Annotated in this window: 18 protein-coding genes; 13 read left to right on the top strand and 5 right to left on the bottom strand. The window is 70.4% G+C overall.

The features are described from left to right. The first annotated feature begins 19 nt into the window (after nucleotides 1-19). Nucleotides 20-754, top strand: coding sequence for a hypothetical protein (locus FHR82_RS20655; RefSeq protein ID WP_184812092.1), 735 nt, complete (start codon nucleotides 20-22; stop codon nucleotides 752-754). Between the two features lie 136 nt (nucleotides 755-890). On the opposite strand, the gene FHR82_RS20660 is transcribed toward FHR82_RS20655, so the two are convergent. Beyond that, the gene (locus tag FHR82_RS20660) at nucleotides 891-1829 is read right to left on the bottom strand and encodes a pectate lyase family protein (protein ID WP_184812093.1); all 939 of its coding nucleotides are present in this window, start codon (nucleotides 1827-1829) and stop codon (nucleotides 891-893) included. A gap of 402 nt (nucleotides 1830-2231) precedes the next feature. On the opposite strand from FHR82_RS20660, the gene FHR82_RS20665 reads away from it, so the two are divergent. Next, on the top strand, nucleotides 2232-2978 hold the full coding sequence (locus tag FHR82_RS20665) for a glycoside hydrolase family 16 protein (protein ID WP_311771188.1): 747 nt from the start codon (nucleotides 2232-2234) through the stop codon (nucleotides 2976-2978). 13 nt (nucleotides 2979-2991) lie between these two features. On the opposite strand, the gene FHR82_RS20670 is transcribed toward FHR82_RS20665, so the two are convergent. From FHR82_RS20670 to FHR82_RS47535, 3 genes are all read right to left on the bottom strand, one after another. After that, nucleotides 2992-3840, bottom strand: coding sequence for an aldo/keto reductase (locus tag FHR82_RS20670; RefSeq protein WP_184812095.1), 849 nt, complete (start codon nucleotides 3838-3840; stop codon nucleotides 2992-2994). Nucleotides 3841-3988: 148 nt separating this feature from the next. After that, nucleotides 3989-4783, bottom strand: a complete 795-nt coding sequence (locus FHR82_RS20675; protein WP_184812483.1) for an NAD-dependent epimerase/dehydratase family protein — start codon at nucleotides 4781-4783, stop codon at nucleotides 3989-3991. 7 nt (nucleotides 4784-4790) lie between these two features. Further along, complete coding sequence (locus FHR82_RS47535) at nucleotides 4791-5837, bottom strand: FCD domain-containing protein (RefSeq protein WP_184812096.1); 1047 nt, start codon at nucleotides 5835-5837, stop codon at nucleotides 4791-4793. Between the two features lie 189 nt (nucleotides 5838-6026). Here FHR82_RS47535 and FHR82_RS20685 point away from each other — a divergent pair, with 189 nt between their 5' ends. Genes FHR82_RS20685 through FHR82_RS20710 form a run of 6 tightly spaced genes read left to right on the top strand, consistent with a single transcriptional unit; the run spans nucleotide 6027 to nucleotide 13661 of the window. Next, nucleotides 6027-7259, top strand: coding sequence for an ABC transporter substrate-binding protein (locus FHR82_RS20685; protein WP_184812097.1), 1233 nt, complete (start codon nucleotides 6027-6029; stop codon nucleotides 7257-7259). Next, on the top strand, nucleotides 7256-8131 hold the full coding sequence (locus tag FHR82_RS20690) for a carbohydrate ABC transporter permease (protein WP_221464016.1): 876 nt from the start codon (nucleotides 7256-7258) through the stop codon (nucleotides 8129-8131). Before FHR82_RS20685 ends, FHR82_RS20690 begins: the two co-directional genes overlap by 4 nt. Beyond that, on the top strand, nucleotides 8128-9069 hold the full coding sequence (locus tag FHR82_RS20695; RefSeq protein ID WP_184812098.1) for a carbohydrate ABC transporter permease: 942 nt from the start codon (nucleotides 8128-8130) through the stop codon (nucleotides 9067-9069). The genes FHR82_RS20690 and FHR82_RS20695 overlap by 4 nt, the downstream gene beginning before the upstream one ends. A gap of 3 nt (nucleotides 9070-9072) precedes the next feature. Further along, the gene (locus tag FHR82_RS20700) at nucleotides 9073-10986 is read left to right on the top strand and encodes a DUF8034 domain-containing protein (RefSeq protein WP_184812099.1); all 1914 of its coding nucleotides are present in this window, start codon (nucleotides 9073-9075) and stop codon (nucleotides 10984-10986) included. Between the two features lie 11 nt (nucleotides 10987-10997). Beyond that, nucleotides 10998-11780 carry an RraA family protein gene (locus tag FHR82_RS20705; RefSeq protein WP_184812100.1) on the top strand — a complete coding sequence of 261 codons (783 nt, stop codon included), beginning with the start codon at nucleotides 10998-11000 and terminating at the stop codon, nucleotides 11778-11780. Between the two features lie 15 nt (nucleotides 11781-11795). Then, entirely contained in the window at nucleotides 11796-13661 is a 1866-nt protein-coding gene (locus tag FHR82_RS20710) for a right-handed parallel beta-helix repeat-containing protein (RefSeq protein WP_184812101.1), read from the top strand. 38 nt (nucleotides 13662-13699) lie between these two features. On the opposite strand, the gene FHR82_RS20715 is transcribed toward FHR82_RS20710, so the two are convergent. Continuing rightward, nucleotides 13700-14578 carry a fumarylacetoacetate hydrolase family protein gene (locus FHR82_RS20715; protein WP_184812102.1) on the bottom strand — a complete coding sequence of 293 codons (879 nt, stop codon included), beginning with the start codon at nucleotides 14576-14578 and terminating at the stop codon, nucleotides 13700-13702. Here FHR82_RS20715 and FHR82_RS20720 point away from each other — a divergent pair. Genes FHR82_RS20720 through FHR82_RS20740 form a run of 5 tightly spaced genes read left to right on the top strand, consistent with a single transcriptional unit; the run spans nucleotide 14571 to nucleotide 19339 of the window. Next, complete coding sequence (locus FHR82_RS20720; protein WP_184812103.1) at nucleotides 14571-15416, top strand: enoyl-CoA hydratase/isomerase family protein; 846 nt, start codon at nucleotides 14571-14573, stop codon at nucleotides 15414-15416. The two genes, FHR82_RS20715 and FHR82_RS20720, sit on opposite strands and share 8 nt — an antisense overlap. 2 nt (nucleotides 15417-15418) lie before the next feature. Further along, on the top strand, nucleotides 15419-16615 hold the full coding sequence (locus tag FHR82_RS20725) for a CaiB/BaiF CoA transferase family protein (RefSeq protein ID WP_184812104.1): 1197 nt from the start codon (nucleotides 15419-15421) through the stop codon (nucleotides 16613-16615). Beyond that, the gene (locus FHR82_RS20730) at nucleotides 16603-17589 is read left to right on the top strand and encodes a type 2 periplasmic-binding domain-containing protein (RefSeq protein ID WP_184812105.1); all 987 of its coding nucleotides are present in this window, start codon (nucleotides 16603-16605) and stop codon (nucleotides 17587-17589) included. Before FHR82_RS20725 ends, FHR82_RS20730 begins: the two co-directional genes overlap by 13 nt. Then, on the top strand, nucleotides 17586-18302 hold the full coding sequence (locus FHR82_RS20735; protein WP_221464017.1) for an SDR family NAD(P)-dependent oxidoreductase: 717 nt from the start codon (nucleotides 17586-17588) through the stop codon (nucleotides 18300-18302). Before FHR82_RS20730 ends, FHR82_RS20735 begins: the two co-directional genes overlap by 4 nt. Further along, nucleotides 18299-19339, top strand: coding sequence for an aldose 1-epimerase family protein (locus tag FHR82_RS20740; protein ID WP_184812107.1), 1041 nt, complete (start codon nucleotides 18299-18301; stop codon nucleotides 19337-19339). The genes FHR82_RS20735 and FHR82_RS20740 overlap by 4 nt, the downstream gene beginning before the upstream one ends. Nucleotides 19340-19388: the final 49 nt, after the last annotated feature.

The following is a 19388-nucleotide window of genomic DNA, read 5'->3' on the forward strand; positions in this document are numbered from 1 at the left end:
ACCCGGCGACGCTCGTCCCATGCGCACGATCCTCTGGTTCGCGATGGCCGCCTGCATGGTCACGTTCCTCGTGAGTGGCCTCCAGGACCCCCCGTGGATCGGGCCGACCATCGCCGCGTCCGTCGTGATCTCGTTCGTCGTCATCCTGCTCCCGTTCACCGGCAGGAGCGGCAGGGCGTTCCGGGGCGCGCCGATCGGCATCGGCACGGTCGTGTCGGTGCGGCGGACCGGCCTGACCGTCGGCAACCGGCCGGAGCTGGAGCTCACGCTCGACGTGCACACCCCAGACGGGCACGCGTTCCGCGGCGTGGCGCGGTACCTCGTCGACCTCACCGAGCCGGGGGTGGTCGGCCCCGGTGCGACGGTGCCGGTGCGGTACCGGCCGGACCTGTCCGACGGCAGGGTCGCGCTCGCGACCGACGCGTCCCCAGCGGAGCTGCAGCGCGTGTACAACCTGGTGCAGGTCGCGCTGGGGCACCTCGACGCGGAGGGGTTGCGGATCGCCGAGTACGGGCTCGACGCGCGGGCCGTCGTGCTCGCGCTGCGGCCGACGGGGGAGATCCGCGGCGACCGCGCGGTGCTCGAGCTGACCCTGCGCGTGACCCGCCCGGACGGGTCGGGCTTCGACGTCACCACGTCGAAGGCGGTGCCGCCGGTGCTGCTACCCAGGGTGCGGCCCGGGGCGTTGATCACGGTGAAATACCTGCCGGGCGACGAGACGACCGTCGCGCTGGCGTTGCCACTGCACCAGTGACGTCCACACAGGACGGATGTGCGACGTGACACGCGGGCGGTGCCGCGCCGGGCTCGTGATCGCGCTGGCAGGCGTGTTCTCCGCGCCCGGCTGAAGGGCGTGTCCGGGACCTCCGGACACGCCCTTCCCCGACAGGTCAGTGCACGCCGGCGCCGGAGGTGACGATCGACTTCACGTTCGCCGCCGTGTCCGTGCCGTAGGAGTACGGGATGCCCGCGACGCTGCCGCCGGTCTGGCCCGCACCGGAGTTGACCTTGTAGTTGTCCCGCGCGACGAGCGAGCCCTCGTCGGAGCTGCCCTCACCGAGGTGGTACGGGTCCTCGACGTTCTCGAAGTAGTTCTTCTCCACCAGGACGCCCGCGTTCTCCGTGGACGCGACGCCGTAGCTGCCGATGTCGCGGTAGTAGTTGTTGTACACGTGCACCGGGTTGCCGAACCGGACGCGCGGGTTGCGCTGGTTCACCCCGTCGAAGTAGTTGTGGTGGTAGGTCACCCGGAGCTTGCCGCTGTCCTCGCCCGAGTTGCTGTCGCTGTGGCCGAGGAGCGCGTTCTTGTCCTGGTTGTGGAATCGGTTCCAGGACACGGTGATGTTGTCCGACGCGCGCTTGATGTCGAGGTTGCCGTCGTTCGCGTCGGACAGGTTGTTGTGGTCGATGAACACCCTGGTCGAGTACTCGACGTTGATGTTGTCGTCGCCGGAGCCGGTGATCGTCAGGTTCTGGATGATCACGTTGCTGACCTTGCTGATGTTCAGTCCGCCGCCGCTGAGTCTGCCGGACGTGCCGAGGCCGACGATCGTCTTGTTGGACGCGACCTTGTTCATGCCCGACAGCGAGATCGTGCCGCTCACCTGCACGACGGTGGGCGAGCTGCTCTGCACGGCCGACAGGAACGCGCTGGTCGACGACACGGTGACGGTCGACCCGCCCGCTCCGCCGGTGGTGCCGGCGCCGAACCCGACCGGACCAGGGTAGGCGCGGACGTCCGCGCCCGCGGTCCCACCGGTCATGGCGACCGTGATCGCCCCGGCGGCCAGGACGCCTGCCGCGGCGACGCTCGCGATGGTTTTGCGCATGGTTCTCCTCCTCGTTGAGTTACCTGCCGATCGAGAAACCCGGGTGGCCGACGGCCGGACGCGGTCGCCGGTGGACACTGGCGCCTGAGAACTGGGAGCGCTCCCAAGAAGGTGTACCCAGTGTTAGCACCAGTGCGCGACACGTGTCAACCAGGAATGCGCTTGCCTAGCGGAGAAACGGATCTTGCGGCGGTGTTTCGATCATTCTCCGGTGGGTCTTGGGAGCGTTCACACTGTCACAGACTGTTGACGGATGGTGGCTGGCGGTTCTAGCCTGACTGAGGAAAACGCTTTCCCGCCGAAGGGGTGGCAACGATGCCTCGACCCGTCGAGTCCCCGCGTGTCCGCAATGCCTATGGCAGAAGAACTTTCCTCACGTTTGCCGGTGCGGCGGGTGCCGTGGTGGCCGGTGCGCCCGGTGCGGGCGCGGCCGCGTGGGAGACCGTCCTGTCCGGCTCGTTCGCCAACCGCGCCGCGCTGGAGGCGAACTGGTATTACCGGTACCCGTGGGGGTCGGACCACAACGGCAGCGCCCGGATGTACGCCAGTTCGAGCGACATCAACCACGTCTACCTGGAGAGCTCGGGCGTCCTGACGATCAAGGCGACCCGCATCACGTGGGACGAGGGCACCAGCTCGGCCGACCCGCACCTGCCGATCCGGTACCACTCGGGTGCGCTGCACGCGCGTCAGCAGGTGCTGGTGACCGACCAGTTCCCGACCTGGGAGGTGAAGGGCGAGTTCCAGGCCCCCGCGACCCGGGGTGCGTGGCCCGCCTTCTGGCTGACCGGCGCGAACAGCTGGCCGCCGGAGAGCGACATCCTGGAGTTCAAGGGCGACAACAGGAACTGGTTCAACACCTACCGCAACGCGAGCGGCGGCTGGTCGAACACGATCGTCGGCGTGTCGAACCCGGGTGCGTGGCACGGCTACCGCGCCTGGATCACCAAGGCCAACACGACCGACGTGGACATCCACTACTACCTCGACGGCAACTGGGTCGGTCAGCACCGGGGCGCGAACTTCGTCGGCAAGCCGATGTGGCTGATCCTGAACCTGCAGATGGAAGGCTCGTCGGGCTCCCCGGGCCCGACGGCCGACACGTACTACCGGGCCCGGAACGTCTACATGGGACGAACCAGGGTGTGACCGGCCCCGGAGCTCACAGCTCCGCCCACAGCGCGCCGGGGATGTCCTCGGCGAGGTAGGCGGCGTTCTGCCGGACCTCGGCCGGGGTGCGGGCGCCGATGACGATCGACGTGACCGCCTTGTGCCGCAACGGGAACTGTGCCGCGGCGGCGGGCAGGGCCACCCCGTGCCGCGCGCACAGCGCGGCCAGGTCGTCGACTCGCTGACGCACGTCAGGTGGCACCGGCCCGTAGTCGAAGCGCGCGTCCGGGCCGGGCGCGGCGAGCACCCCGCTGTTGAACACCCCGCCCACGACGACGTCCACCCCGCGGGCCGCGCACGCGGGCAGCAGTTCCGCTTCCGCCGTGCGGTCGAGCAGCGAGTACCGGCCCGCCACCAGCACGCGGTCGATGTCGGTCTCGGTGACGAACCGGGTCAGCATCTCCGCCTGGTTCATGCCCGCGCCGATCGACCGCACCACCCCCTGCTCCCGCAGCTTCTCCAGCGCCGGGTACGCGGCGCCGACCGCGTCCTCCCAGTAGTCGTCCGGGTCGTGGATGAACAGCGTGTCGAACCGGTCGAGCCCGGTCCGCTCCAGGCTCTCGGCGAGCGACGCGTACACGCCCGCCGCCGAGTAGTCCCGCACCCGCTCGCCGCCACGCAGGAGCCTGCCGACCTTGGTGGACACCGTGAACTCGTCCCTGGGCAGCTCACGCAGGAACGAACCCAGCCTGCGTTCGGCGACGCCGGCGCCGTAGTGCGGGGCCGTGTCGAAGTACCGGGTGCCCGCCGCCCACGCCGCCTCCAGGGTGGCGCGGGCGGTCGCGTCGTCCAGCTCCTCGTACAGGCCGCCGATCGCCGACGTGCCCAGCCCGGCCGTCACGCCTGCCCGATCACGGGGTGCTGCCCGCCGGGCCGAACGTGTTCATCGGTGAGTGCCGGGCACTCCGCGCCCTCAGCTCCCAGTCGTGGGGATCCCATCGCTCTCCTCGGTCTCGAATGCCAGCGAATGCCCTCGGCCCGCGGTGCTCTCAGGCCTGCTCGCCGCCGCCGTCCAGGTCGGGGGAGCAGAAGGCGCCGCCCAGGTAGCCGAGGAAACGCTCGTCGGTCCTCGGCACCTCGTCCGCGTGGATCTCGGCGTCGTCCTGTGACCGGTAGCCGATCGACTCCGCCTCGGTCAGGCTCCACCAGCGGCGCGTGTTGTCCGACACGCCCCACACGACCTTGAACCCGGGTTCCGGAGTGGACAGTGCCGCCTCCACCAGCGACGCCGCGTCGCGCGGGGACAGCCACGTCTCCAGCATCCGGGTGTCGAGGGGCTTCTCGAAGCAGCCGCCGATGCGCAGGCACACGACATCCAGCCCGTACCGGTCGTGGTACAGGCTCCCCAGCGCCTCACCGGCTACTTTGGACACGCCGTAGTAGGTGTCCGGCCGGGGGAACAGGTAGTCGGGCGCCTCGTGCCCGGCCCTCGGGTGGAAGCCGACCGTGTGGTTGGTGCTCGCGAACACCACGCGCGGTACGCCTGCCCGGTGTGCCGCCTCGAAGACCTTGTAGGTGCCGTCGATGTTGACCGACAGGATGTCCGGCCAGCCGTGTTCGGTGGCCAGGCCGCCCAGGTGCAGGACCGCGTCCACGCCCCGGCACGCTTCGACCATCGCGGGCAGGTCAGTGATCGACGCCCGCACCAGTTCCGCGCCGTCGCCGGTGTCCGGTAGCTCGGCCACGTCCAGCAGCCGTAGGACCCGGTCCGGGCGGGCCAGGCGCGGTCGCAGCAGCGTGCCGACGCCGCCCGCGGCGCCGGTGATCAGTAGACGCACGAAGATCCCTTCCTCAGCAGGTACTGCTTGCCTTGCCCATCGCGTGTGCCGCGAAGAGTCGTGCCGCCTCGTCCGGGTCGCCCGCGGCGAGGGCCGCGACCAGGTCCGCGTGGCGTTCGGCCATCGCCGTCCAGTCGCCGCCGTACAGCGGGTTGCTCACCACGTGCAGGCCCCACAGGTTCGGCTCGATGGTGCGCCACAGGCGGGTCAGGAACGAGTTCCCGCTCGCCACGCACACATCCCGGTGGAACGTGATGTCCGCTTCCCGGAACGCGCCGATGTCGCTCGCCGCGGCGGCCGTGCGCATGCGGTCCACCGACTCCTCCAGCACCCGCAGCGTGCGGGGCTGGATGCGGACCGTCGCCTGCCTGGCCGCGAACTCCTCCAGCACCACCCGCACGTCCCGCACCTCGCGGGCCTGTTCCGCCGAGATCTCGGCCACGTAGTTGCCCCGGTGTGGCAGCGAGCTGACCAGGCCCTCGTGCGCGAGTCGCTTGATCGCTTCCCGCGCGGGGGCCTGGCTCGTGCCCAGTCTGCGCGCTATGTCCGACTCCACCAGCCGCTGGCCGGGGACCAGTTCGCCGGTCACGATCCGTTGCCGCAGGACCTGGTACACCTGGTCGGACAGCAGGCCGTGCCCCACGCGGTCCGGCGTGGACAGTTCCGTGCGCGGGGGCTCCGGCGTGCGGTGTTCGCGCCAGATGCGGGACACCGTCGACTGCGAGAGGCCCACAGTGCGGGCGAGCGACCTGGTGGTCGGCACCCGTCCACCTCTGCGGGCCTCCGCGATCGCCGACAGCACCAGGCGCTCGGCCTCCTCGCGGTCGGCGCTGCGTGGTCTGCCGGGCCGTGGTGCGTCGGACAGGCCGTCCGTGCCGCGCTGCAGGAACCGGGACCGCCACTTCGTGACCGTCGCCGCGCTCACGCCGAGGCGGGCGGCGGCATCACTGGCGGTGAGCCCGTCCGCGCACGCGAGCACGATCCTGGCGCGCGCGGCGAGTGGGCCCGGTTGGTCCGCCCACGCGAGCAGCGTGGACCGCTCCACCTCGCTGAGATCCACTCCGCACCACCTCGGTCACTTATGACTCAGACATCGGACTTCTGCACAGTTCTGCGCGTTGACAAGCCAAATTACCACCACGTACAAATCAATCGGTAGTCGTTCGCTGAACCAAATTCCGCGGTTTCTCAACGAGGAGGAGCGATGCGTCCAGCACGTACCCGTGGGGGCCGGCACGTCGTTCCAGTCGTGCTCGGCGCTCTCTTGTCCATCTCCCTCACCGCCTGCGGCGGCGGTTTCGCCGACGAAGGCGGCGAGGGTGGCGACACCGGCTCGATCCGGCTGCTCGTCAACATCACCCCCAACCTCACCCAGGACTTCTGGGAGGACCTCGTCGCGCCGTTCGAGCAGGCCAACCCCGGCGTCGACGTCGTCATCGAGGCCCCGTCCGGCAAGGGCGTGTCCGACACCCTCCAGCAGCAGCTCGCCGCCGGTGACCCGCCGGACGTGGTCGAGACGCTCATGGCCGACCCCGCGCTCGCGCCGCAGCTCGTGGACCTGTCCGGAGAGGACTGGGTCAAGGACACGCCGCTGGTCGAGCAGGCCGCGCTCGACGGCAAGGTCTACACCGTCGGTGTCGGCGAGCAGGCCCAGTCGCTCGTGTTCTACAACAAGGACGCCTTCGCCGAGGCAGGCGTCACCGAGCTGCCGTCCACACTGGACGGCATGACCGAGGCCATGGGCAAGCTCAAGGCGGCGGGCTACCTGCCGCTGCAGACCGCGGGTGACTTCGTCACCGGCCTGCAGCTGTTGCAGCTCACCGACCCGGCACTCGCCGCCGACCACGAGAACTGGCACCAGGACGTGCGGGACGGCAAGACGACCGTCGGCGAGTCGATGTTGCCGTACCTGACGCTCTACCGGTCCTGGATCGACCAGGGCTTCATCGAGAAGAACGCGCTGGGCCTGAAGTACCCCGACGCCGAGACCGCGTTCCTCACCGGCAAGTCGGCGATGTTCATCATGGGCAGCTGGTTCACCGCGACGGAAGCCAAGGCGGACAAGGACTTCGAGGTCGGCGTGTTCCCGGCGCCGGTCGCGGCCGGGCAGGACTCGCCGGGGGCGCAGGGTGCCACCATGGCCGCGCCGTACATGGTCATGAAGGCGACCGAGCACCGGAACCTCGCGACGAGGCTCGTCGAGTGGCTCGTCACCGACGAGAAGGCGGTCGCCGCGCAGCTGGCGCAGGACGGCAACTTCCGCACCGGTGTCGAGCGCGAGTTCACCCCGCTCGAGCAGGACGTCCAGAAGATCCTCGACGAGGCACCCGGCAAGGTCGCCCAGGGCGAGGGCTACGGCGACTCGACGTTGCCGCGCGGGTTCGGCGCCGCCTGGAACACCGAGGTGCAGGGCCTCTACATCGGACACACGCCGGAGGCGGTCGCACAGGCCGTCGACAGCTGGGTCTCGTCGCACTCATGAACCGCCGCGGCGGGCTGGCGACGGCGGCGATGGTGCTGCCCGCGACCGTGCTCTACACCGTCATGCTGATCGTCCCGGTGGGGCTCGCGATCTACCTGAGCCTCACCGACTGGGACGGCTACAGCGCGGACCCGGCGTTCGTGGGTGGCGAGAACTACGGCGAGGTCTTCGCGGACCCGCAGTTCCAGCAGGCCGCGTTCGTCACGCTGCTCGCCGCGCTGGCAGGCACGGTCGCGATGAACCTGCTGGGCCTCGGGTTCGCGGTGCTGGTCAGCCGCACGTCGCGGGTCAACTCCGCGTTGCGCATGGTCCTGTTCTACCCGCACGTGCTGTCGGCGCTCGTGGTCGGCTTCCTGTGGGGCGCGATCCTCGGCACCAACGGCGCCATCAACAGCTTCCTCACCAGCAGGGGCGCGGAGGTGCTGCCGTTCCTGTCCGACCCGGACTGGGCGACGGTCACGCTGATCGCGGTGCTGGTGTGGGCCGGGTTCGGCGTCAACACCGTGCTGTACGTGGCGGGTCTGCAGACCGTGCCGCAGAGCCTCCTGGAGGCGGCCCGCATCGACGGCGCCTCGAAGTGGCAGACCTTCCGGCACGTGACGCTCCCGGCGATCGCGCCGGTGGTGACGGTGAACCTGGTGCTGTCGCTGATCACGCTGCTGAAGACCTACGACCTGGTCGTGTCGCTCACCGCGGGCGGCCCGGCGGGCCAGACGCAGACGCTGGCCTACCTGATCCTGTGGAACTCCTTCCACGACGGCCGTCTCGGGTTCGGCTCCGCGCAGTCGGTGGTGCTGATGGTCGTCACCGCCGCGCTCGCGCTGATCGTGACGAAGCTGCGGCGCAAGGCCGACCAGGGAGCGGCGGCATGAGGGAGCTCGCGACCGAATCATCCGTGCTGACGGTGGACACCGCACCTCCCGCGCCGGTCCTGGCGCCGCCACCGGCCGACACTCCCGCCACGGCCCGGCCGCGTCCGGGCAGCCCGCCGAGACGGGTCCTGCGCTGGGCACTGATCGCGGTCGTGGCGATCGTGATGCTGACGCCGCTGTACCTGTTGGTGCTCAACGCGTTCAAGGACCAGCAGGACATTCTCGCGTCGCCGTTCGGGTTCTCGGGCGGGCTCACGGTCGACCACCTGGTGCAGGCGTGGTCCAACCCGCGGTTCAACATCGCCAAGGGTTACGCGATCACGATCCTGTTCGTGGTGCTGGTGAACGTGTTCTCCGTGTTCCTGGCCGGACCGGTGGCGTACGTGATCGCACGCAGCACCAGGCGCCGGTTCCGCGTGCTGATGCTGTTCTTCCTCGCGGGCACGTTCATCCCCAGCCAGGTGCTGGTCATCCCGGTCGTGTACGTGCTGAAGACGCTCGGTCTCATGGGGACGATCCCCGGCTACGTCATGTTCGAGACCACGCTGACGCTGCCGTTCTCGATCTTCCTGTACGCGGGCTACATCCGGACCGTGCCGACGGACATCGACCAGGCGGCCGCGATCGACGGGTGCGGGCGGTACCGCACGTTCTGGCAGATCGTGTTCCCGCTGATGCGCCCGGTCGTCGCGACCATGGTCATCCTCAACACGTTCTCGGTGTGGAACGACTTCGTGAACCCGCAGACGATCCTCGGTCCCTCCAGCGGGCTGTACACGGTCACCACCGGCATCTACGCGGCGGTGGGGCAGTACCAGACCGACTACACGGTGGTGTTCCCGACGCTGCTGCTCGCCATCGCACCGCTGCTCGTGTTCTTCGTGATCATGCAGCGGCACATCATCTCCGGTCTGACGGCTGGTTCGACGAAAGGTTGATCCGTGACTGCCACCCCCACGGTGGCCGCGACCGTTCCCCTCGGCGCGCCACCGAGCTGGGCCCTGCTCGAAAGACGGCTGTTCGACGCCCTCGACACCGCGTGGCGCACCTTCGCGGCGCGCTACTGCGAACCAGACGGCCGCCTGATCTTCCTCGGCGAGGGGGAGAGCCGCGACGGTGCCGACGACTTCTACGAGGCGTTCTTCAACTGGCCAACGCTCTACCAGCTGGGCGGCGCCGACGACCTCCTGGCCGCCGCGAAGCACCACTGGGAGGGCGTGACCACGCAGCTCACCGAGGCGGGCTACCTGGTCGACGAGTTCGAACGCGGCTACGACTGGTTCCACCAGGGCGAGTCACTGCTGCTGTTCTACGGCATCTGCGCGGCCGACCCGACGGACGTGGCCTTCCGGGACCGGGCCCGCCGGTTCGCCGAGCTGTACCTGCCGGGCTCGCCGACGGGCAACTACGACCCGGCCACCCGGACCATCCGCGCACCCCACAACGGCGCGGGCGGCCCGCGGTACGGCATCAACGACGAGTGGCTGTCCTACCACGCGGACCTGAAGTCCATGCGCCCCTTCGGGTTGCCGCTCCCGGACGTGCCCGGCGTCACGGAGTGGGCCGATCTCGAGGACCCCGGGAAGGCCAGCGCGATGGGTGCTGCCATGGAAGCGCGGATCGGGCGCGGCGACACGGCCGTGAACCTGGCCGCGACGAGCCTCGCCGTGAACGCCTGGCTGTACGACCACGAGGACCGCTACCGCGACTGGGCCCTCGAGTACGTCGACGCGTGGCGGGAACGCGCCGCCGCGAACGACGGTGTGCTGCCCGACAACATCGGCCCGCGCGGCGTGGTCGGCGAGCTGCACGACGGACGCTGGTACGGCGGCAACTACGGCTGGGCCTGGCCGCACGGCGTCTACTCCGTCGGCGCCGCCGCGGTGATCGCCGCGCTCAACACCGTGCTGCTGACCGGCGACGCGGACCGGCTCGACATCGGCCGCGGGCCGCTGGATGCCGTGGAACAGCACGGCATCCGCGGCACGGTCGACGGCACCGACATGAGCATCCGCGACCGCTGGGAAGCCGAGCTGGACACCACCGTCGAGACGCTGCTGGTCCCGAACCGGCACAGCGACCGCGGCTGGTTCGACTTCCAGCCACCACAGCTCGGCCTGTCGGCGTGGCTGTGGCAGGCGGCGGGGCAACAGGCCGACCGCGACCGGCTGGCCCGCCTCCGCGAGGCCAGCGGCTACGACTGGGCGACCGTCCGTTCCTTCCGGAACAAGGAAGAGGCCGGGCACGAAGCCCCGTGGCTGGAGTTCCTGCGCGGCGCCAACCCCGGCTTCCCGGAAGAGGCGCTGCTGGCCTCACTGGGCCAGGTCGCCCGCAGGCTTGCGCTGATCGAGGCCGACCACGCCGACCCGGCGACCGTCCACGTGCACCACTGGCAGCGCCACAACCCGGTCCTCACGGAAACGCTGCTGCAGCTGACCACCGGCACCCCGCAGGTCCTCTACAACGGCGGCCTCCTGCCCACCCGGCTGGCGTACTTCGACGCCGACCGCCGCCGCCCCGGCCTGCCGCCGGACGTCGCCGCACTGGTCACCGCCGCCACCGACGACCATGTCCGCGTCGAACTGGTCCACACCGGACCGGCTGACACGCGTCAGGTCGTCGTGCAGGCGGGCGGCTTCGGCGAGCACCGCATCGACCGCGTGACCCACGACCGCGCGGCACCCGGCTATCCCGGCGACCCGCGCGCCTACACCGCGCCGCCCACGACCACCGACGAACAGACCGTCGAGGTCGGCGGGCCCCGCGTCGAGGTGGAGATCCCACCAGGCCACGGGATCCGGCTGGACCTGCACCTGACCCCGCGTGCCTACCGGCCCGCACACCAGAGTCTGTAAAGGAGCCACGAGTGGAGAACAACGGCGAGACACCGGCGCCGGTGTGGGACCTGCCGGTCCGCGGCATCGACCCGGGCCCGGCCGACCCCCAACTGGTGCGCGGACTCGCCACCGTCAGCTCGGCCACCGCCTGCGCGAAACTGCACCAGCAGGGCATCCGGCGCACCTTCGTCGAAGGCCCGAAACCGTTGGTGGGCGGGCAGAAGGTCGCCGGGCGCGCGGTGACACTGCAGTTCATGCCGCAGCGCGAGGACATCGCGTCCGGGGTCGCGCAGGAGTACGTCGAACGCAGCACCGCGCTGTGGGCCGTGCTGGAGGAGATCCAGCCCGGTGACGTGCTGGTCGTGCAGGCGTACGGCAGCGCGTTCACCGGCTGCTTCGGCGACATGCTCGTCCGCTACTTCAAACGCAAGGGCGGCGCGGGCATCGTGGTCGACGGCCGCATCCGGGACTCGCCGCGCGTGAGCCAGCTCGGCGTGCCGATCTGGTGCACCGGCACCACCCCGCACTACGCGTCCCAGGCCGAGCTGTTCCCGTGGGCCTACCACGTGCCGGTCGCGGTCGGCGGCGTGCTGGCCCTGCCCGGTGACCTCGTCGTCGCGGACGACGACGGTGCCGTGGTCGTGCCGCGCCGCAAGGCACCCGACGTGATCGAGTCCGCCCGAGACCACGAGGAGTGGGAGAAGTTCAGCCGCTCCCGGCTGGAAGAGGGCGCCCGGCTTTCCGAGTACTACCCACTCACCCCGGACACCCGCGCCGAGTTCGAGACCTGGCGCGACAACCAGGCACTGTGACGCAAAGGAGCACACATGCGCACGAAACTCTTACAGGCGGTGATCGGAGCCGCGCTCGTCGCGGGCTTCGTCACCGCGGCCACCGGCGCGCAAGCGCAGGACCGCGGTGACTGCAAGCCACGTGAGCTGTACGTGTCCCCGCAGGGCGACGACAAAGCCGACGGGTCGAAGGAGCACCCGTGGCAGACCGTCGACCGTGCCCGCGACGTGATCAGCGACAAGGGCTGGAACGGCCGCGGCATGCGCTGCGACATCCACGTCAACCTGGCGCAGGGCGACTACACCGTGTCGGCCGCGATCGAGTTCGACGAGACCGACTCCGGCTCGAACGGCCACCAGGTCGTCTACCGCAGCGCGGACGGCCCCGGCAAGGCGAAGCTGCTCGGCGGCACCCCGATCACCGGGTGGCAGCCGTACCAGGGCGAGGTCTACAAGGCGTCGTTCGACAAGAGCAAGCCGTTCTACACGCTGTTCGAGAAGGGCGAGCGGGCCACCGTCGCACGCCACCCGAACCGCGCGACGCCCGAGACGTGGGCGCCCTACCTCACCTCCACGCTGTACGAGCCCGAGAAGGAGGGCGTGCGGTCGTGGCTGTACTACAACCCCGGTGAGTGGAACCCGGAGTGGGATCTCTCGCAGGCCTCGGTGACGATCTGGTCCGGCGGCAGCTGGAGCTGGTTCACCGACACCATCCCGATCGAGAGCGTCAACTTCCCGAAGAACCAGGCGACGTTCGAGTTCTGGTCGCGGTACGCGCTGATCAACAGCCGCGGTGGTTCCCGGTACTTCCTGCAGAACGCGCCGGAGTTCCTCGACCAGCCGGGTGAGTACTACGTCGACTACAAGAACGGCGAGGTCTACTACTGGCCCAAGCACGGCGCGCCGGACGACGACTCGGTGTACCGGCCGGACACGACCACGGTCCTCAAGGTCGCGGGCAGCGAGGCGGACAAGCGCGCGCACGACATCGTGTTCGACGGGCTCGGCGTCCAGTACTCGGACTACTTCCGCTGGTACCGCAACGGCTGGATCAGTGACGGTGACTCCGGCGTCGAGCACGAGTACGCCGAGTACGACCGGCAGATCGAGATGCCGAGGCACCGGGCGGGTGCGGTCCACCTGACCAACACCTCGCACGTCACGTTGCAGAACATGCACATCAGCGACACCGGCTGGACCGCGGTGTACGCGTTGTTCGCCAACGACCACCTGACGGTCAGGGGCAGCCTGCTGGAGAACCTCGGCGCCGACGGCATCAAGGTCGAGGGCGGCTACCCGGGCGAGGGTGACATCACGGGCCACCACCTGTTCACCAACAACTACATCCGCTACTTCGGCGAGCTGGTGCCGGGCGACGCGTCCGGGGTCGAGCTGATGAACACCGGCCACAACGAGGTCAGCCACAGCTACATCGACCACAGCGCGCGGTACGCGATCAGCCTCGAGGTCCGGCCAGAAGTGCGGGCCGAGGACAACTACGCGAAGGAGAACACCTTCTCCTACCTCAACCTGCAGCGGGCCGGGCTCGACAGCGGTGACATGGGTGCGTTCTACACCTACGGCGTCGACAACTTCGAGCCGCACACCGTGGACAACTACGTCTCGCAGGTCGTCATCGGCGACGTGCTCCCGGACGCGTCGATGCCGGACAGCGGCACCCGAGGCGTGCACATGGACGCCGGTGGTTGCGGGTTCCGGTTCTCCGACATCGAGGTCGGCACGGTCACCGACGACAAGTACCAGAGCTACCAGTGCAACGAGGTGACCAACGCGAACTGGGCGACCGGTTTCGACTCCTCGCGCATGGAGTACGACAAGATCGGCGTCACCGACGACTTCCCGTTCGAGAAGCCGCCGGCCACGGTCCCGCCGACGAGGTGAACCGGCGTGGGGGCCGGGGCGGCCCGGCCCCCACGTACCTAACGACTGTCAGCCAGCCAGCTCATGCCCTCCTTGCCGGACACCACAGTGCTCGTCAGGGTGCCGACCTCGCCGACGGTGATCGCGACCCGGTCGCCCGCGGCGAGGGTGAACGGCAGGTCCGGCACCAGCGCGGTACCGGTCGCCAGGACCACCCCGTCGGGGAACACGTCGGCGCGGAACAGGTAACCGGTCAGCTCGTCGAACTTGCGCCGCAGCAAGGACGTGCTGGTCTCGCCGGACCACACGACCTCGCCGTCGCGGTGGATCACCAGCTCGATGGCGAGGGCGTACGGGTCCGCGACCTCCCACACCGGCCGGATGCCGGGGCCGACGGCACAGCCACCCAGATAGATCTTCGCCTGCGGGAGGTAGAGCGGGTTGACGCCCTCGATGCTCCGCGAGCTCATGTCGTTGACGACCGTGTACCCGACGATCTCGGCGTGGGCGTTGACGACCAGGCCCAGCTCCGGTTCCGGCACGTCGATCTCCGAGTCGGTCCGCACCGAAACGGACTCGCCGTCGCCGGTGACCCGCCAGGCCGAGGACTTGAAGAACAACTCGGGCCGCTCCGCGTCGTACACCAGGTCGTACACGTCGGCGGACCGCTCGCTCTCGGTGATCCGGGCCTCGCGCGAGCGCTGGTAGGTGACGCCGGCGGCCCACACCTCCATCCGCTGGTCCACCGGCGGCAGCAGCCGCACGTCGGCGGCGTCGTGGACGGCGCCGGTCGTGGCGAGCGCGGCACGCAGCTCGGTGAGCGGCAGGCCCAGCAGCTCGCCGAGGCCGGCGACCGGCAGCTCGGTGACGGTGTCCGCGGCGCGGACCCCGACGGACGGGCGATCGGCGCCCGGGGAAAGGAAACGAACGATGAGCACGGCTGACCTCGCTCCTGGTGGGGATGTCCTCAACCAGAAACCTAGGCACGACAACGTCGACCGCGCAAGTGTGTCCGAAGTGGACTGTGTGGTCGACGGGCCGGTCGCGGTGCTGACGCTGAACCGGCCGGCCAAGCGCAACGCGATCACCCCGGAGATGGCCGAGGACCTGCGTGCGCACGCCGCGGCGCTGGACGCGGACCGGGACGTGCGCGTGGTCGTGCTGACCGGGGCCGGGGACCGCGCGTTCTGCGCGGGCAGCGACGTCGGTGAGCTGGACCGGTACGCGACGCCGTGGGACTTCCGCAACCGCGCCGACTACGGCGACACGATCCGGTCGATCCGCAAGCCCGTGCTCGCGGCGGTCAACGGGTTCGCGTACGGCGGCGGGCTGGAGCTGGCCATGGCGTGCGACATCCGGCTGGCGGCGTCGTCGGCCTCCTTCGCGGCCCCGGAGATCAAGCTCGGGTGGATCGGCGGCAGCGGCCAGTCCGCGCTGCTCGCGCACGGCGTCGGGCCGTCCAACGCGGCGTTGATGCTGCTCACCGGGGACCCGATCGACGCGGCGCAAGCGCTTGCGTGGGGGTTGGTGTCGGCGGTCGTGCCGCCGGACGAGCTGCTGGCGAAGGCGGTGTCACTGGCGGAGACCATCGCGTCGCGGGCGCCGATCGCCGCGCAGACCGCGAAGGCCAACCTGCGGGCCGCGTACTCGATGCCGGTCGAGCAGGCCATCCGCTACGAGCGGGACCTGCAGGCCTTCTGCCTGTCCACAGCGGACGCGGCGGAGGGCCGTGCCGCGTTCGCGCAGCGGCGCCCGCCGCGGTTCACGGGGGAGTGATCATGGGAGTGCTTTCCGGATATCGAGTTGTCGACGTGTCGATCGCGATGGCCGGGCCGCTGGCCGCGATGCGGCTCGGCGACCTGGGCGCGGACGTCGTGAAGGTCGAGCCGCCGAGCGGTGAGTGGCAGCGGCACGCACCCGCGGGCGGCGCGACGGGGTCGGTGGTGAACCCGTCGTTCCTGTCGCTCAACCGCAACAAGCGCAGCCTGGCGGTCGACCTGAAGTCACCTGACGGTCGTGAGGTCGTCCACGACCTGATCCGCACCGGTGACGTGTTCCTGCAGAACTACCGGCCCGGCGTGGCGGCACGGCTCGGGCTGGACTACGAGTCGGTGCGCGCGGTCAACCAGAGGATCGTGTACGTGTCGATCTCCGGCTACGGCGAGGACGGCCCGTACGCGCAGCGCCCCGGCCAGGACCTGTTGCTGCAGGCCATGAGCGGGGCCATGTACAGCGTGGGGCGGGAGGCCGACCCGCCGCTGCCCGCCGGGACGTACGCGGTCGACGCGATCACCGCGTACAGCGCGTTCGAGGGCGCGCTGGCCGCGCTGCTGCACCGGGAACGCACCGGTGAGGGCCAGAAGGTCACCGTGAACATGCTCGACGCCGCGATCGCCGTGCAGATGCAGGAGCTGTCGGTGTTCACCGTCGGCGGCGTGCCGCAGCGGCGGGGGAGCGAGGCACACGGCCACACCTACATCCGCGCGCCGTACGGCGTGTTCGAGACCGCCGACGGGCACCTCGCGCTCGCGATGCCGCCGCTGCCGGCACTGGCGACCGCACTCGACCTGCCTGCCCTGTCCGGCATGGACACCGACGTGGACGGGCACACCCGCCGCGACGAGATCACCGCGCTGGTGCGGGCCCGGCTGCCGGAGCGGACGACCGAGGAGTGGCTGGCACGACTGCACGACGCCGATATCTGGGCCGGGCCGGTGTACTCGTACGCGGACCTGCTCGACGACCCGCAGGTGCGGCACAACCGATCGTTCGTCAGGTACGAGCACCACACCGAGGGCCCGGTGACGACACCCGGGTTCCCGTACGGTTTCAGCGCCACGCCACCCGAGGTGCGCCGCGGTGCGCCGACCACCGGCGAGCACTCGCGGGAGATCCTCGCCGACCTGGGCTACCCGGCCGACCGGATCGCCGCGCTCGTCGACGGGAAGGCGGTGGTCGCGCCGTGCAGGGCCTGACGTGGGACCACCCGCGCGGGTACGGGCCGCTCGACGAGCTGGCCCGCCGCGAGGGCGGGGTGGCGTGGGCGCGGCAGCCCCTGGAGGGCTTCGAGTCGACGCCGATCGCCGAGCTGGCGGCGGAGTACGACCTGCTCGTCATCGACCACCCCGGTCTTGGCGACGCGGCCGGTTCGCTGGTGCCGATGGAGGACCTGCTCGGCTCCGCCGAGCTGGCGGCGTGGCGGGCCGGGACGATCGGCGCCAGCTACGACTCGTACGTCCTGGGTGGACGGACGTGGGCGCTGCCGATCGACGCGGCGGCGCAGGTGTCGGCGGCGACGTTCGCCGACCAGCCGAGGACGTGGGACGAGGTGCTCGCGTTCGACGGCCCGGTGACGCCGTGCCTCGGCGGGCCGCACGCGCTGCTGATGTTCTTCTCGCTGTGCCTGGCGTTCGGCGCGGAGCCGTTCACCGACGCCGAGGTGGGTGAACGGGCCGTCGAGGTGATGACCGAGCTGCTCGCGCGCGCGGACACGGATCTGTGGCAGCGCAACCCGATCGGGATCCTGACCGCGATGTCGTCGGGCGGGCCCCGGTACTGCCCACTGGTGTACGGCTATGTGGGCTACCCAACACTGTCCTATTCGGACGCGCCGGCCGGACCCGCCGGAATCGGCAGCGTCCTCGGCGGTACCGGGATCGCGGTGTCCCGCAAGGCGGACCCGGATGCGGCGCGCGCGGTGGTGCGCAGGCTCATCGCACCGGACGTGCAGTGCGACCTGTTCCCGGCACACGGTGGCCAGCCCGCTGACCGCCGCACGTCGATGTCCACGTTCGACACGCTGGAGCGGGCGTGGGTGCGGCCGAGGGACCCCGGCTACATCCGGTTCCAGACCGAGGGGTCGCGGCTGCTGCGCGACGGCGTGGCCGCCCGCGATCCCCGAACACACGTCAGGTTGTTCAGCCGCTACCAGGAATGGAGGCACGCGTGACCACAGCACTGGTCACCGGGGCAGGTGGCGCGCTGGGCCGAGCCACGGTGCTTCGCCTCGCTTCACGCGGCGATGTCGTCGCGGCTCTGGACATCGACGCCGCCGCGCTGGACGAGACCGTCCGGCTGGCGAGCGGGGAGGTGCGGCCGCTGGTCGTCGACCTCCGCGACGCCGACGCGCTGCGCACCGCGATCGCCGGCCTCGGCACGGTCGACGTGCTGGTCAACAACGCCGCGATCTACCCGGCCCGCCCGTTCCTCGACGTGGCGCTGGCCGAGTACGACGCCGTGCACGCCGTGAACCAGCGCGCCTACTGGGTGGCGGCGCAGGCGGTGGTGCCGGGCATGATCGCGGCGGGTGGCGGCGCCATCGTGAACGTCGCGTCGATCACCACGCACGGCGGCTGGCCGGACCTCGCCGCGTACGTCGCGACGAAGGGCGCCGCGGCCGCGCTCACGAGGGCGCTCGCCCGCGAGCTGGGCCCGCACGAGATCCGGGTGAACTGCGTGTCCCCTGGCGCGTTCCCGACCGCGGCGGAGGAGATCCACGACGATCCCGAGGCGTACCAGGCGTTCGTGCTGGAACGCCAGGCGCTGAAGCGGCGCGGCAGACCGGACGAGCTGGCGGCGGTGGTGGCGTTCCTGACGGGACGGGAGTCGTCGTTCGTGACAGGGCAGACGATCGAGGTCAACGGTGGCTGGGTGATGACATGACAGACCTGTATGGACAGACCTACGGTGCGCGGGAGCTGGCGGCGCGGGGTGGCGCGGGCGGGGTGCGCCTGGTGACGCTGTCGGACGGCGTGGAACGCGGGGTGCGCGCGCTGGAGTTCAGCACGGGCACCGGCCTGCGGTTCGAGGTGCTGGTCGACCGCGCGATGGACATCGGTGCCGCGGAACACCGCGGCCGCGCGTTCGGCTGGCGCTCACCGACCGGCTTCCGCCATCCGGGCCTGCACGAACACGCGGACGAGGACGGCCTGTCGTGGCTGCGGTCGTTCTCGGGCCTCGTGGTGACGGGTGGCCTGGACCACACGCTGTTCGGCGACTCGGTGGACGCGTCCGGTTATCGCTACCCGCCGCGTGCTTCCGTCCAGCACGGCCTGCACGGCCGGGTGTCGAACATCCCCGCACGCCTGTCAGGTTACGGCTCCACCTGGGACGGTGACCGCTGCGTGCTGTGGGCCGAGGGCGAGATCCGTCAGGCGGCGGTGTTCGCGGAGAACCTGACACTCGTCCGGCGCATCGAGGCGGACCTGGGCGGCAACGAGATCAGGCTCATCGACACGGTGCACAACCCGGCGTTCGAGCCGATGCCGCACATGTTCCTGTACCACATCAACCTGGGCTGGCCGCTGCTCGACGAGGGTGCGCGCTTCGACGCCCCGGTCGAGGAAACCCTGTGGCGGTCGGACAGCGTTGACGAGCAGGGCGTCGACAACGTGGTGCTGCCGGCCCCGATCCCGGGTTTCGTGGAACAGGTCTACGCACACAGGTTGACAGCGGGCAGGGCCGCGGTGGTCAACGAGCGCCTGGGCATGGCGGTGAGCGTGCACTGGTCCCTCGAGGAGTTCCCGCACTTCTTCGAGTGGCTCAACCTGCGCGCGGGCAACTACGCGATCGGCCTGGAACCGTCGACCCACCACGTGACAGGCGACAGGGCCGCCCGCGACAACGGCACGATGACGTGGCTGGAGCCGGGGGAGACCCGCACGTACCGGACCGCGTTCCGCGTCGAGGACCTGCCCTGAACTACGCGGACGCACACCAGCCCGGCCCGCACCCGACGCGACCGAACAA

This window comes from Actinophytocola algeriensis (assembly GCF_014203735.1).
Taxonomy (GTDB): domain Bacteria; phylum Actinomycetota; class Actinomycetes; order Mycobacteriales; family Pseudonocardiaceae; genus Actinophytocola; species Actinophytocola algeriensis.